Raw genomic sequence first — 15,809 nt, forward strand, 5'->3', positions numbered from 1 at the left:
ATTAGTTGAAAAAATCAAAAATAGGTACAATATTATTAATTATATTTATTATTAATTTAACAAATTTATCATATTCATATGTTAATGCACAAAATTATCTTGATACACTAAAAATAGCTAACGATTACATGGAGGATATTTTTGGAAGAAAAAATTATTTTGAGGAAAAGAATAGAAAAAATAGAACTATTAATAAAGAATTTGCGGAAAAAGGATACAAATTATTCGGGGATAAACCAATATTGGTATATGGCACTGTTGAAGATGGTAAATACGAAGCTACAAAATATGGAGCAGACACAGCTCAGGATAGAAATGGATATCCAAGAGCATTAGGATTTTCAATGAGTGATGACCCATATGCTAACCCTGGCTTTGTTACAACAACGACTAAAAGTGTAAAAAGATGGATTAAATTCCCATGGGTATTACCGGACGCAAAAGATAAAGGCATAACTAAAGAATTGTCACCTGATGACCCAAATGATAAACGTAAAACGCAATGGCTAGATTATAAACCAGATACGTTTTCCACAACTTATAGTGTTATGAAGCAGTGGATAAGTGATTCTGATTTTACACCAGATAACATAAAACAAAAAACTGGGGAACGTGATTATTTTATTAAGTATATTTATGATGATTTACCACCAGGTATTAAAAACAACCCTGAAGATTATATTTATATAATTCAACCACCAACATATGATTCTTGGGGAGTAGGAATAGCATTCTATTATTATGGTGATGGTGAACTAATAAATAATTATATGTATTACGATTTCTTTAGATTTATACCAGCTTCAATGGTTGAAAATGATATTTCAGCAAGTTTTGAATCTCTACAATCAAGCGTAGTAGAGGGTGAAGAAGTCTTAATATCTGTAAATATTAAATCAACTTTCAATACCGATTTAAAAGACGTTTCTTATAAATGGGAAATTACAAATGAAGATGGCACACCATTAAGTTCTGAATGCAATTTGCAATTTCCAGGCAAAGCAGAAGGGCGAGGCGATGAAGTAGACATACCAGTTAAAAAAGGTGCTTTACTATATGCTTCATTAAAAATGCCAAATAATAATGTTAAGGTGAAATTTGAAATAAACAGCGATGGAAAAAATCCTGAAGAGAAAAATCTTTTAAATAATGTTTTAGAGACCACAATAAATAAAGTAAAAACTAATAAAATAAGTGCAGAAATGGAACTAGATTATAATATATTGTCAAGAAATGTAAATTTTCCGCTTACAACAGCAGTTGCACAGCTAAGTCTGCCTAAAGGTAGTTGGGATGGTAATGCTACAGGCTCATTAGGTGTAAATAACACTTCACCTAACCTAATTAGAAACTTCAAGGTAAACAATAATCCTGCGGTAAATGAAGCAAGTACAACGATAACTCGGAGTCCGGACATAGATGCTACGTTTAAAAGACCTGACTTCGGTGATGATCCACTAAATGGCAAATATATAAATGGTCCAACATCGATAGTTAAGAGTGGAAATATTAATTTTGGTGGTTCAGTAAGTAGACCATATATGTGGATAGAGAAATGCGGAGGGTGTCGTACTAGCAGTTATACTACGACGGGAGCAGATGGAAAAACAGAAACTCATTATTATTCATATTGCGATGGGCATGAAAAAAGATCATCTGTTTCAGCGGATTTTAATTCTGGTACCAATACAATCAAAGTATCAGCTTTGACTTATAATGGAAAGAAAACTATAGCGGCAAAGCAGTATGACAATAAAATACAAGGCAATACAAAAGACTATCTTGAGAAAGTACTATATTGGACAAGTGAGCCATACTTATTTAAAGTCATTCGTTGGATGTGTCATCAGGATGTAGATAATTCTTTATATGACTGGACACCAGTACCAGGCCAATACGAAAGAACTTTTACACAGCAGTGTAGCGGAAATGTTAAGTGGTCTACTGTAAGGACAATGAAACAAGATTATAGTGCAAGTAGAGAGGCTGCAAGACAAAGAAAATCAACGAAATCCTCAAATGATAGAGCTGTTTTTGCATCGGATGTGGACTATAAGTATGTAGACTATCCAATAAAATCAGGATACTACTTCAATCCTACAGGGGAATATACTTTTACTGTCAAAACGGTGACATACAAGACAACTACAGCAGATACAAAGGATCATAAAGATTTAGTGAATTCAGTAATTAATTCATTTAGATACGAAACTGATTTAATGTATATAGATAACAATAAAAAAGTGGTAAACATTCAAAATCAGCCATTGTCAAAAAGCGGAAACAGTTATTTAAGGAAGTCAGCAGCATTAACAGCGCAAGATAACACAGGAGTTAACAATATAGTATTGTTAAATGTATTAGATAGAAATGATAATGAATGGCGGTACTCTAAGGATGTTGAAGAAATAGAACATACAGAGGACAGAAGTGACTCTAAAGGAACACATGTATTCTGGAAGAACATACTGGAAGGTTATAGTGAATCGGGAACTAGTGATAGTCAGGATAAATATAAGTATAGAGAATATGTTAAAGATGGTCAGCATATTTACAAAATTACTGAAGAAACAGTAGTTACTATTCAAATTAATCCAGAAAACAAAAAACTATATACATATGCTCATATGCCAAATGGAAAGTATACTGTAAAAGCATGGATTGATGATATTTCCTTACCAAATAATGAATATAAAAAGCTCGGAACATTAAAAGGGATTTCTTCATTAGATGAGATAGAGGTATCTGTAAAAGGATCTATATATGATGATATTTATTGATAAATAAGGATTTATATGCTAAATAGTTTAGAAAATAGAAATAATTTTAGAGAGGATTAAATAATGAATAAACAAAATGAATTTAGTAGACAACCAAGGTTTTTACCAGAAATTCCATGTGGCGAACTTGAAGTACAAAGTCCGCCTTCTATGGCCGATAAGCCTGAAATATCTTGGGCTGCAATGTTGTTGCCTCCAGGAGTAATGCTGATAATTACTGTTATTATTTCACTAAGTTCAAAGTCTTCATATATGCTTCTTTCTATTGCAACAACAATTATGACTTTGATAGTGTCGGTATCTGCTGCTACAAATCAAATAAAAAAATATAGAAAAAACAAGAAGAACAGGGAAAAAAAATATCTTCAATATATTGCTGACACTAGAGCAGAACTAGCTATTGCCAGTGAAAAACAAATAAAAGCATTGAATGAAATGCATCCAGACCCTAAAGTGTGTTTACAAAGAATAAAGAACACTGATAGTAAACTATGGGAAAAAACACCTTCATATAATGACTTTCTTTCACTAAGAATTGGTGTTGGTAGTGTAGCATCGTCAATAAAGGTTAAATATTCAAAGCAACAGATGCAATTAGACAATGATCCACTAGCAAACGAGCCAGAAAAGATTGGATTGGAATTTAACAAAGTAAACAATGTACCTGTTTGCTTAAATCTGATTTCATCTGAGATATGTGGTATAGCGGGTCCTGCTGAAAGGATTACTGATATATTGAGATTAGCAGTGTTACAGATTATAACCCACCATGGATATGATGATGTAAAGCTTGTATTTTTACTTAAAGAAGAGGATTTGGAGAATTGGAAGTTTATAAAAAATGTACAACATGTATGGAATGAAGATTTTACTGCAAGATTTATTGCATGCGGGAAGACTATGGCTCATGAGACATTAAATAGCCTTTATGAAATTTTTAAGCTCCGAGAAATGAATGCAAGTAAAGGATGGCAGGGTGATATAAAGTATACACATTATGTATTTATTATACAGGATGCAACCTTGCTAGAAAACGAAGCAATCGCAAAGTATTTATACAATTGCAATAAGGATATTGGTGTATCTGCAATTTTTACAGCAGAAAGCCAATCGTATCTTCCTATGAATTGCAAAACTGTTATAACATGTCAAAATAAAAATGCGGAATATGCTAATAAGGAAACAGGAGAAAAATCAACCATTATTGTTGATAGTATTGATATTTCAGAACTTGAGAGAGAAGTAAGAAAACTCTGTCCTATTAGAATAAAAAGCTCTACTGCTAATTTCTCACTGCCAAAATCAATCACATTACTACAGATGTTAGATGTTGATAGAGTAGAAAAAGTAGATATATTAACAAAATGGTATAAAAATAGAACCTATAAAGGCTTGAGTGTGCCTATTGGTGCACGTATGGGAGGAGAACTTTTCTATCTTGACATGCATGCATTTGAAACAAGTCATGGTCCTCATGGTCTAGTAGCCGGAACTACAGGTTCGGGAAAAAGTGAATTATTACAGTCTATCATTATTTCTCTTGCAATTAATTTTCATCCACACGATTTGTGTTTTGTATTGATTGATTATAAGGGTGGTGGAATGGCTGATGTATTTAAAGGAATGCCTCACTTGGTAGGAACAATTACAAACTTGGGTGGAAATCAAACTACACGAGCATTACTTTCAATTAAGAGTGAGCTTTTGAGGAGACAAAGGATTTTCTCTGAATATGAGGTAAATAATATAGATAAATATCAAAAGCTATATCATAATGGAGTGGCTAAAGAACCAGTTCCACATTTAGTAATGATAGCGGACGAGTTTGCTGAACTAAAGGCTGAACAACCAGATTTTATGAAGGAATTAGTAAGTACGGCACGTGTAGGAAGAAGTCTAGGTGTTCACTTGATTTTAGCAACTCAAAAACCTGCGGGTGTTGTAGATGACCAGATATGGAGTAACTCTAGATTTAAAATATGTTTAAAGGTTCAGGATGAGGCAGATAGTAAAGACGTAATAAAAAGACCAGATGCTGCAAGAATTAAGGAACCTGGGCGTGCGTATATTCAAGTTGGTAATGATGAAATATTTGAGCTGTTTCAATCTACATGGTCTGGAGCTGATTATGACCCAGATGGAATAATGAAGTCAGATAAGAATATTAAGAAGAAACTATATAAAGTATCACTGAACGGTAAAGCAACACAAATTTATCCGTTAGAGGAAGAGAAGATAGCAAGTGTAGACCTTACTTCTCAACTTAAAGCAATGGTTGAGTATATAGCAGCACAAGCAAAGAAAAATAGCATTGCTCCTTTAAATGGACCATGGCTTCCACCACTACAGGATGTTTTGTACCTAGATGATATTTATAAAGAAGGTAGTGGATTTAACTATCAATCGGGAATCTGGGAGCAGGAAGGTGTTGAACTAAGACCGCTTGTAGGTATACTTGACAATCCTAGAGCACAAACTCAGGAACCTTTAGCAATAGATTATATGAAAGATGGACATTTAATTATATATGGAGCTGCAGCAACAGGAAAAACATATTTACTCCAAACAATTATAATGTCATTAGCACACAAATATTCGACAAATAACGTTAATATATACATAATGGATTTTGGTGGAACAGCATTAAAAAAATTCGATAGGCTTCCTCATTGTGGTGGAGTTATGACTATTGAGCAAGAAACAAGAATAGAACAGTTTATGCTTTATATTTTTAGGGTAATTGAAGAAAGAAAGCAATTGTTTGAGAGATATAGAAGTGAGAATTTCAATGACTTTAAAGAAAAAAATAAGAGTGAAGTTTTACCAGCGATACTAATTATTATTGATAATTATTTTGCGTTATCTGAAACTTATGAGTCAGTAGATGAACGAATGATGTTAATAGCTAGAGAAGGAACTAAATATGGCATCTATTTAACAGTGACAGTATCTAATGCAACGCTGGTTAGATATAAATTCTCAGTAAACTTTAAGATGGCTATAGCCTTCCAATTAACTGAAAAAGGTGAGTACAATGACATTGTAGGTAGGACAGAAGGGCTAGAGCCTGCACCTATTCCAGGTAGAGCATTAGTGAGAAACAAACCACCTGTCGAACTTCAAGTTTCTCTTCCAGAATTTAAAAACAAAAGTGTTGAGGATATAATTAATATATTTGAAAATCATATGCATAGTGCTAAGGTTAAGAAAGCACAATTAATTCCTGAGATGCCTACAAGGATAGACATAAATGAAGTCAATATAAATGCAGATAAATTAGTTATTGGACTTAATAATAATGATCTTCAGCCGGTTTGCTTGGATATAGCGGCAACGCCTACTGTTATAATTACAGGGGAACCAGTGTCTGGAAAAAGTACTCTGGTGGTATCCTGGATAGAAATTCTTCACGAAAAACTTGGTACAGATAAATTAAAGGTATATGCACTTGATTCAAATTCAATGGGAATCTACCAATTATTTAAACTTCCATCTGTTATAGACGTTGCTGGAATTCAAGATATGTCTGAATTTGTGGAAGGTATAACAGCAGAAATTGAATTAAGAAGAGAGCAAATGAAAGAAGCTAAAAAAGATAATGGTGATTTGGAGGAATTGAAAGATTCTTGGCAGCAAATTGTATTTATAATAGATAATCTAACTGAATTAACCAACAGCGATAATTATTCATTAAAAGATTTGCTTGAGAGAATTGTAAAGCAGGAAAGAAACTTAAAGATAGCTATTATTGCCTTAGATAATACTTCGGGAATTGAAGGGAATTGGGATAGTTTGGCGAAAGCTATAAGGGAAGAACAAGTAGGAGTACTTCTTGGAAGAATAAAGGAGCAAAGTGTATTTAATGTGAAGATTCCATATGGTACTCAAGAGAGAGAACTAGAAATTGGAGATGGTTATTTTATTACTAAAAATAAGTTCGTAGGGATGCGTAGTGCAATTTCTTATAAGTAATATATGTAGCATTTAAGAGAGACTCTTTTGACCCACATAGTTTTAACTTCCAGTAATTTAAGAAAACTACGGAATATTACATATTATTTATGTTAAATATTTTGTACAAAGACGAAAAGATATTATAGTTACTAAACTTTAATGGAGGATTGTTAGATGGCTACACCTAGCGAGATAAAAAATAAGGCAAGAAGTATAAATTCAAATAATCAAGATATTAGCTTAGGGAGAGATCGCTGTAAGGACTATGTAAACAATTCGCAAACATGGTGGAAAGCTGATGCAGGTAAAGTTTTCAGGAACCAGTATAATGAAATACATAATGAAATAAAATCATTAAATAATAAAATAAGAAATCTTGAAAGCTGTACAACCAGTTTATCAAACAATGTTCAAAGAGCAGAAAATGAAAGGCAGATTAAGCAGAGAGAACAAAATAGAAAGAATTCCTATTCGGTAAAATAAATGTTTTTTCGGATAAAGACATCTCTAGGAAGTGGCTAAGTTTATAGGAAGTTATTTGATTGGTCTTAAAGAGACTATAAATCAAGAATATAATAGGTATTTAATTATGTGGGGGGAAGTTAATGAGCACAGTAGTAGAACCGGATAAAATTGAAGAGCTAGCAACTGAAATTAATCGACTAAACAAATTAATAGAGAATAGCGAGACGGGTATACATAGAGAGATAACTAATTTGATACGGGACACGAATGCCCAGTACTCTGAATATTATGTTAGTAATAATACATCAGAGATGCAGGAACTACTGATAGAAATAAGGAGACTTGCTCAATCTATAACAAATAAACTACAGGACAATGCAAAAGTGTTAAAACAGACAGCAGATAAGTACAGACAAGATGAGCTTGCTATGCAAAATATTATGAAAGCAGGGGCTGAATTTTCGTTTGGAGCAGCATCTGTTGGAAGCACATTATCTAATGTTTCAATTACTACTAACAAAAGTAGTGTTTCAAATACTACAGCAGCAGCTAATAAAGAAGGTGTTGTTGATGTTAGTAAACTGACAGATATGGTTGATAAATACGTTAACTTTACTTTTACTGATGCTAATGGAAAAAAGAGTGATAACCTACAAATATATTATGAGTGGGGAGGAAAAATGACCCTTGAGCAACTTAATAAGGAGATGATTGCTCAAGGCTTAAAGGCAGATGATCCAAAACTTCAAGAAAAAATAATAGCATTAGCTAAAAAAGAAAATATAAAGCTTGGAATAGATTGTTCTGGTTTTGTATTAAGAGTCCTTGACAATGCTACTAATGGAAAAGCATCTGAGTACTATAGAAATAATATAAGCGATTTGAAAAATGTAAAAGATGTTTGTGCTTACGGTGTTAGTGCAGCAAATATGACTTCTCTTAAATATAGCACCAAAATAACTAATTTTGCTGATGTTCGACCAGGTGATTATATACGTTTTGATAATGGAGGACATATTGGAGTTGTATACAAGGTTGAAGGTAATGTAATATATTATGCTCACTCAAGTGGAGGAAAAGGTCCACATACAGGTACTATTACTGTAACTGAAGCTGGAAAAGATAATATGAATTTAAGTAGTAGTAAAAATGCCAAGTTTAATGATTGGGATTCAAAGTATTCTAATACCATACAAGGCTTATTTAACTATATTTGTAGACCGAACTTTGCTGAAGGTGTTACAGCAGGGAATACTGTTGTGCAAACTCCGGAAAAGGAAGATAAATCCAAAAATTCCAGCACTTCTACTAATACCAATAGTTCTACTAATACCAATAACTCCACCAATTCCAATATATATACTGTAAAAAGCGGAGACACATTAAGTGCAATTGCTAATAAGTTAGGAACAACAGTTGCCGAATTAGCGAAACTAAATAATATTGCAAATGTAAATAAAATATCAGTTGGACAAAAATTAAAAATTCCAAGTGCTAATAATAGTTCAGCTGAAACCAAGGTAAACAATTCAGTTACTTATACCACATATACTGTAAAGAGTGGAGACACATTAAGTGCGCTGGCAAAGAAATATGGAACAACAGTTGCCGAATTAGCGAAATTAAATAACATTGCAAATGTAAATAAAATATCAGTTGGACAAAAATTAAAGGTTCCAAGTGCTAATAATAGTGCAACTGAAACCAAAGTAAACAATTCAACTACTTATACTACATATACTGTAAAGAGCGGAGATACATTAATTGAGATTGCACGGAGGCTTAGCATAACTTTAGCTGAGTTAGCAGAACTAAATAATATCACTAATGTAAATAAAATATCAGTTGGACAAAAGTTGAAGGTTCCAAGTGCTAATAATAGTGCAGCTGAAACCAAAGTAAACAATTCAGTTACTTACACCACATATACTGTAAAGAGTGGAGACACATTAAGTGCGCTAGCAAAGAAATATGGGACAACAGTTGCAGAATTAGCAAAGCTAAATAATATTACAAATGTAAATAAAATATCAGTTGGACAAAAGCTGAAGATTCCAAGTGCTACTAATAATAGTAATAATACTACTACTAATAAAGATAATAATCCACCTGATACAAAAGTAAATAATTCTGTTACTTATAGTACATATACTGTAAAGAGCGGAGACACATTAAGTGCTCTTGCAAAGAAATTTGGGACAACCGTTGCAGAATTAGCAAAGCTAAATAATATTACAAATGTTAATAAAATATCAGTTGGACAAAAGTTGAAGGTGCCAAAGACCAAAGATTATAGTGAAACGCCGCCTAAGGAGAACAATGAAAACAAGCCAAAAGTAGATGAAGTAAAAGAACCTGTAGTTACTGGTAATGCCATAATTGATAGGCTCAAAAATGATACCAGCTTAGGTTTGTCTAAAGAAAAGAAAGAATCAATGGTATATGTAGCTAGTCTTTTACTTAATAAAGGTTATGAAGTAGAATTTGTGGCAGGGGTTCTTGGCAATATTATGGCTGAAGGATCGGCTGGCAAATTTGAAAGCTCTAATTATAAAAGTAATCCAGAAAAAGAACCAGAATATCTGCTATATATGGATAAAAATTATGACTATAGAAATGTGTTTTCTGGAAAAAATATTTCAGAGGTTGGAATAAAAAAGACATATGAATTACTTAAGGAGCTAGAAAAGGATGGATATAAAGGGAAGTTTGGACTTGGTTCTATTCAATGGACTGGTGGTCGAACTATGGGCTTAATTGAATGTTACATTGAGATTTGTGGGGAAAATGGTTATCCAACAAAAGAGCAATGCCTTAAAGCAGAGGGATTAATGGTTGTAAAGGAATTAGAAGGAAGATACAGTGATGTTTATAAAGACTGGAAATCTCAATATGGTAATATAAATGGAGCTGATGCTGCATATGGAGCAGGTAGCATAGTTTGTTCAAAGTATGAAAAACCACGTGATTTTAATGAAAAAGCTAAAGGAAGAGGGAATAGTTCAATAGACATATACAATGTAATGATGGGTAATAGTTGAACTTATTCAGTGTGAAAGGAATATAAAATATGAAAAGAAACGTGCTGAGAATAATTATTGTAGCAGTACTGATGCTAACTGGTTGTAGTGATGCCGTGACAGATATGCAAGTTAGTACATCAACTATTACAAATGAAGCTAAAGATATTTCAAGAGATAGCAATATAGAACACGTATCTGCATCTAGTAATTCATTATCTCAATCAAATAATCCATCTAATTATGTTAAAACATATAAAGATGAAACTCATAAAGAAATAAAATATGGTAAACTTTTGATTAACTTTGATGACTATCATATAGTCACTGATACACTTAATGATGATGAAGAAATATTTAAGTGCGCAATTGATACTGGAAAAGTTCTATCTGAAACAAATATGACAGTTTCAATTCGTGAAATAAAGAAACAGAATTTTTATGATAAAGAAAGTATCATAAAATATTTAACAAAGATTTCTCCAAACTTTGAAAAGATTATGATTTATAATAATGTGAATGATGATTCTGCAATTACTAGTTTATATATTATAACAGGAGAAAAATTGTCAAATTATATAGTTTGCTATGAGGATGCTTGCTATTTGTTAGAATCTGATTATAGAAATTTAGATTCCTATCTATTCAAAAATGACCATGAAGTGAATTATGAGGTGAAAATACTAGAAATAGAATGTGCTAACTCTTATAAAGCACATATTAAGGAAACCATTACTTATAATAAAGATGAGCTCGAAAATGTGGAATATGAAATTATTCAAGATAAAGAGGAAACAAAATATATTGGTGAATTAAGTATTGATAAAAAATATCAATACCAGTTTATCCTGAAGAATGATAAGGGAGAAAAGTTGCTTACATTGTCCACATATGGAGAATTTTATGATGTCATTAAATTTTTAGATGTCAATATGGATGGTTATGCAGATATTAGATTTTTGGAAGAACCAGGTACTTTAAATAATGAATATATTCTATATGTCTATGATGATTCTGCCAAGAATTTTATTAAAGTAAAATGTGATGAGATGCTTTCAGAATTTGATGTGCATGATGATTACCTGTTAAATTATCAAAAAGATAATGCAGACTCAGGGGTTATTCAGAAACTTACATGGGAAAATAAGTATACACTGGTAAAAGTATTAGAAGAGCAATATAATGTTGATTAAAATGGATATGTATTTTGGGTAACTTTGATTTCTAGAGATACATTCTAAAAAATGTAATATATCAATTATTATATAGAGAGCTAAATGGATGATAGCTTGTGGCTGAAATAGGTTACAATTATGCGAATTAAACAAAATCTTATAGCAATTTGAAAGTTAGTAAGTACAAAATTCAATAAGCTTAACTCGTTGTACTAAGTTATCTTTGCAGATGAACTACGCATTGCTTCTAAATGATGCGCAACAGTCGACTAGCAAGATTCATTAATACACAATGTGTTAAGTTTATCAAAAATATTTAGAATATGAGGAATCTATTATGAAAAAAAAGTTGATACTTTGTGTCTTGTGCAGTGTTGTTTTTTTGCCGGCTTGCAGTAATAATGAAAATCCTAGTAATGTAAAAGATATGTATACTAATAACTCTGTTTCAGAGAATAGTACAAGTGTAAACACTAATATTGATAGTATTCCAAGTTTTTCTAGCCAAGGAGATACAGTAGAAGAGAATTTAAATTCTAATAAGGAGTTAGAACAAATGGATAATAATCAGGAAAAAAATACAGTGACAGAACCCTTTTTATTTGGTGAAAAAGACATATATATAAATAATAAACCTGTTCTTAATAGTACATATGCCCAATTAATAAAAGATTTTGGATTACCAAAGGAAATTAATAAATTTAAAATAAATCCACCAGCTACAGAAGAAGACTATTTTAAGTATTTTAAAGTGTTAGCCTATGATGGGTTTGAATGTGAATTTAGTTTGGGAGAGGAAGATAGTGAAGTAGAAGATACTGACAATATATTTAGGTTTGACATAACTAACGAAAAAGTTCAATTGGATTGTGGCTTAAGAGTTGGTATGACAACAGATGAAATATTAAGTAAATATGGTAAGAGGGACATATACAATATTAACGGTACTAATGAAGATTCAGAATTTATAAAAATTATTCTTGAAAGCTATAAACCAGATGGTTATTATTCTGAATATTCACAAGCAATGATAATATATTTTGATCAAGATAAATTTGAGGATCCTCTTGCAAAGGCACTTATATTGCTCATTAATAATAACAAGCTGGATAGAATTGTATTTTGCTATCCAACCGCTGAGTAAGGGTATTAAATTATATAGCTTGTTGAAAATAACATCGGGGTGAAGTAATGGGAACAGTAGTAGAACCATACAAAATTGAAGAGTTAGTAATTGAGATTAACCGGTTAAGCAAATTAATAGAGAATAATGGGACGGGCATGTATAGAAATATATCAAATTTGATACAAGACACGAATGCCCAGTACTCTGAAAGTTATGTGCGTCAGAATACATACTAGATGTATGAACTAATGCAAGAGATAAGGAGACTTGTCAAGCTATAACAAGTAAACTACATGACAAGTCAATGGTTTTAAAGAAGATATCAGATAAGTACAGACAAGATGAGCTAGATATGCAAAAGCTTATAAAAGAAACGGTAGACTTTTCGTTTGGAGTTGCACCTATTGGAACTACATTATCAAGTGGTTCAAGCACAAATAATAAAAACAGTATTTCTAATATTACATCATCATATAATTCTACAAATATTGTCAAAGGATCTAACGATATAGCCATATATGGAGATAAGGATAATCAAATAGTAAAAAATGCTCAAGATGCATTAATTAAAATAAGTAAGTATATAGACGGTTGGTCCAACTGTTGGACAGATGAAAGTATAAATTCGGGTACTGGAACTTTTATAGAGTAGGTAGAGATAAAACGCAAATTGGTTTTTATGACATTACTAATATATTTTACTTATCCAAGTTTTGGTGATGATTTAATCTTCCATGTTTATATTAATCACTTTATTTTAATATTTTTAACCCTGCTTTGTTATATGTACTTATGTATACTGCAAAAGGAAAACTGTTTATAAAAGATGATCATTAATGCAGGTTAAATACTACTGCGTATTATACTAAGAGAAATTACTTGACAAAATAGAAATGGATATGATTTTAAAGTGTTAGTCTATGATGGGTTTGTATGAGAATTTAGTTTAGGAGAAGAAGATATAGAAGTAGAAGATACTGACAATAATAAAAGGAAAATGTATAATATTAACAGTATTGATGTAGATTCAGAACTAATAAACCTATTCTTAATGTCTATAAAGCCAGATGGTTATTATTCTGAATATTACAAACAATGATAATATATTTTGAACAATATAAGTTTGAGGAACCTTTTGTAAAGACACTTTTTTGCTTAATAAAGATAATAAATTGGATAGAATTGTATTTTGATATCAAGCTGATTAGAGATACTAACCTATATAGCTTGAAAAATAACAAATTGAAATAAAAATGATGATTAATAAAATATAAAAATAATAAACAGAAAGGAAGTTAAAGGATGAAAATAGTTATTTCGTACATTATTACACTAGCAATGATACTGTCAATGAGCTTGACAATAGGGGTATCAACATCAGAAGCAGCAAATAATATAACCATTACTGTTATAGTAAACGGAAGTAAGATAAAATTTCCAGACACACAGCCATGCTTAGATGGAAATAACAGAGTACAGGTACCGGTAAGATTTGTTAGTGAAGCATTAGGAGCTTCTGTATCATGGGTTGGAAGTAATAAATCTGTAGTTGTGGTAAAGGGCAAGGATAAGGTTACATTATATGCAGACAAGAAAAACTACACAGTTAATGGTGTAAACAAGACAATGGATACTATAGCGACCAATAAAAATGGAAGAATACTTGTACCTATACGCTTTGTAAGTGAAGCATTGGGAGCAGTTGTTACCTGGGATGGAACAACACATACAGTAAATATAACAATAAAAGAAGACCAGAATTTTGGGGACGAATTAGGGACAAATCCAAATCCAGACAGAGCGATAACTTTGGAAGAAAAAAAGAGGCTGGATGCATATGCCTTAAATATTGGTGACAATAGCGGGTTGGGATTTACCAAAACGAATCAAGAATTTATTGAGGAAATGAATAAATTAGATTCATCTCGTATAACAGACTACATAGAGTTCGCTACAGGTGCAATAGATGCATTTTGGAATGTTGACTACACAAGGGGAGAAAAAGTATTCAAAGATGCTCTTAGACCGTATTCATCTTCTGAGTTAGCTCTTGATAGATGGTGGGAAGATTATGATAACGATAAAGTTATAGTTAAGGGAAAGTTCTATACAGATACGTCTATGATATATGAAGATGCATCAGGGTCAGTAAGAGTAAGGGGGATAATACGGTGTTATTTAACATCATGTTCGGATATTGAAAGTGGATTCGGAAAGGGAGCAAAACTAAATACATGGCTTGAGATGGATATTGATGTTAAAATTGGATACTTAGGTGGAAGTAAATATTTCTATCAAAAGGTTATTCCTCTTAGTGATAACAGATATATTTAGGAGAAATAGATTAATATGAAAAAGATAATTTTATGTACTTTTTTAATATTTACATTTATACTTCAGTCAATGACATCATTAGCAAAGGTTGATAGTGATGATGAAGACACTCCAAAATTAGAAGCATTCGGCAACTATTTAGTGTTCCCAGTTACATCAAAGAAGGCAAGCGAGTATTCTTGCCTTCACTGGAAGACACAGGGATTTTTGGTGACGGTAATTGATAAAGATGGTACAGTGGTTAAAGCTGATCATAAACATGATGATGTGTCGGGTAAAGCAACAGAAATGCAACCGTTTTTGAAATATTCATCAGCCGCAGTAGGAGACCGAAATTTTGCAGTTGCAATATATAAATCAGCAAAGGGTGTAGTAAAGGGAATTACAGGAGCAGACGGTGATATTACAGAGTCTATAGAAGATTTATATGGATCCGAAGCTTTTAAAGAAATAAAGAAAAAAGGTGGAACAATTAAACTTGAACCTCTTTTTACTGTCTTAGAGGGAAATACAAAAACAAGAATAAAAGTTGGAGAAGGTACGTATAAGTATGTCCAAGAGGATTTTAAAGACTTGAACCTTTACTATACTGTCGAACAAATAAGTGCTGGAAAGTGGTTGGGTGTTTCTTTTGGAACTAATACAATAGATGATATGATAACTAGAAGGCAAACAATTCTGTTCGGACCAGAAAGCGAAAGCAACATTGTTGATTTTTATCCTGTTATTTTAAGAACAGGAACAGAAGATGGCTATTATGTTGGTGATGAAGAAAAGGTATATGAAGCAGTAGTTGAGATGAATGCATTAAATTATAATAGTGATGCAGTACCAAACATTAATATATCAATTACGGGTGGGGAATTATGTGCTCCAAGCACAAGTGGAATTAAGGGTGGTTGTACCTTGCAAAAATAAGCTTTAAACAAATGGTTAGAGGATACAGCTAATTTAG

10 protein-coding genes are annotated in these 15,809 nt (G+C 32.0%); all 10 read left to right on the forward strand.

What is annotated here, in order from left to right; all coding sequences use genetic code 11:
• Positions 1 to 5 precede the first annotated feature (5 nt).
• The 10 genes from EHE19_RS04980 to EHE19_RS05025 all read left to right on the forward strand — a co-directional run bounded on the left by EHE19_RS04980 (position 6) and on the right by EHE19_RS05025 (position 15,772).
• Positions 6 to 2,780, forward strand: coding sequence for a hypothetical protein (locus EHE19_RS04980; protein ID WP_137698105.1), 2,775 nt, complete (start codon positions 6 to 8; stop codon positions 2,778 to 2,780).
• A 63-nt stretch (positions 2,781 to 2,843) separates the two neighbouring features.
• Positions 2,844 to 6,752, forward strand: coding sequence for a type VII secretion protein EssC (gene essC / locus EHE19_RS04985; RefSeq protein ID WP_137698104.1), 3,909 nt, complete (start codon positions 2,844 to 2,846; stop codon positions 6,750 to 6,752).
• A 156-nt stretch (positions 6,753 to 6,908) separates the two neighbouring features.
• Positions 6,909 to 7,217: a WXG100 family type VII secretion target gene (locus EHE19_RS04990; protein WP_137698103.1), complete on the forward strand. Its 309-nt coding sequence runs from the start codon at positions 6,909 to 6,911 to the stop codon at positions 7,215 to 7,217.
• 122 nt (positions 7,218 to 7,339) lie between these two features.
• Positions 7,340 to 10,240 carry a phage tail tip lysozyme gene (locus tag EHE19_RS04995; protein ID WP_137698102.1) on the forward strand — a complete coding sequence of 967 codons (2,901 nt, stop codon included), beginning with the start codon at positions 7,340 to 7,342 and terminating at the stop codon, positions 10,238 to 10,240.
• 29 nt (positions 10,241 to 10,269) lie between these two features.
• Positions 10,270 to 11,412 (forward strand): hypothetical protein, encoded by a 1,143-nt coding sequence (locus EHE19_RS05000; protein WP_205314727.1) that lies wholly within the window; start codon positions 10,270 to 10,272, stop codon positions 11,410 to 11,412.
• A 319-nt stretch (positions 11,413 to 11,731) separates the two neighbouring features.
• Positions 11,732 to 12,538: a hypothetical protein gene (locus EHE19_RS05005; protein WP_137698101.1), complete on the forward strand. Its 807-nt coding sequence runs from the start codon at positions 11,732 to 11,734 to the stop codon at positions 12,536 to 12,538.
• Positions 12,539 to 12,585: 47 nt separating this feature from the next.
• Entirely contained in the window at positions 12,586 to 12,756 is a 171-nt protein-coding gene (locus EHE19_RS05010; RefSeq protein ID WP_171003601.1) for a hypothetical protein, read from the forward strand.
• A gap of 68 nt (positions 12,757 to 12,824) precedes the next feature.
• Complete coding sequence (locus EHE19_RS05015) at positions 12,825 to 13,172, forward strand: hypothetical protein (RefSeq protein WP_137698100.1); 348 nt, start codon at positions 12,825 to 12,827, stop codon at positions 13,170 to 13,172.
• Positions 13,173 to 13,822: 650 nt separating this feature from the next.
• The gene (locus EHE19_RS05020; protein ID WP_137698099.1) at positions 13,823 to 14,854 is read left to right on the forward strand and encodes a copper amine oxidase N-terminal domain-containing protein; all 1,032 of its coding nucleotides are present in this window, start codon (positions 13,823 to 13,825) and stop codon (positions 14,852 to 14,854) included.
• A 15-nt stretch (positions 14,855 to 14,869) separates the two neighbouring features.
• On the forward strand, positions 14,870 to 15,772 hold the full coding sequence (locus tag EHE19_RS05025) for a hypothetical protein (RefSeq protein WP_137698098.1): 903 nt from the start codon (positions 14,870 to 14,872) through the stop codon (positions 15,770 to 15,772).
• Positions 15,773 to 15,809 lie beyond the last annotated feature (37 nt).

Origin of the sequence: Ruminiclostridium herbifermentans (assembly GCF_005473905.2) — a bacterium.
In the GTDB taxonomy this organism is placed as follows: Bacteria; Bacillota; Clostridia; order Acetivibrionales; family DSM-1351; genus Ruminiclostridium; species Ruminiclostridium herbifermentans.

Excerpts from the sequence above, each read along its gene's own strand:
- EHE19_RS04990 (WP_137698103.1), top strand. The coding sequence starts at position 6,909 with ATGGCTACACCTAGCGAGATAAAAAATAAGGCAAGAAGTATAAATTCA.
- EHE19_RS04995 (WP_137698102.1), top strand. The coding sequence starts at position 7,340 with ATGAGCACAGTAGTAGAACCGGATAAAATTGAAGAGCTAGCAACTGAA.
- EHE19_RS05015 (WP_137698100.1), top strand. The coding sequence starts at position 12,825 with ATGGTTTTAAAGAAGATATCAGATAAGTACAGACAAGATGAGCTAGAT.
- EHE19_RS05025 (WP_137698098.1), top strand. The coding sequence starts at position 14,870 with ATGAAAAAGATAATTTTATGTACTTTTTTAATATTTACATTTATACTT.
- EHE19_RS05005 (WP_137698101.1), top strand. The coding sequence starts at position 11,732 with ATGAAAAAAAAGTTGATACTTTGTGTCTTGTGCAGTGTTGTTTTTTTG.
- EHE19_RS05010 (WP_171003601.1), top strand. The coding sequence starts at position 12,586 with ATGGGAACAGTAGTAGAACCATACAAAATTGAAGAGTTAGTAATTGAG.
- EHE19_RS05000 (WP_205314727.1), top strand. The coding sequence starts at position 10,270 with ATGAAAAGAAACGTGCTGAGAATAATTATTGTAGCAGTACTGATGCTA.
- EHE19_RS05020 (WP_137698099.1), top strand. The coding sequence starts at position 13,823 with ATGAAAATAGTTATTTCGTACATTATTACACTAGCAATGATACTGTCA.
- essC (WP_137698104.1), top strand. The coding sequence starts at position 2,844 with ATGAATAAACAAAATGAATTTAGTAGACAACCAAGGTTTTTACCAGAA.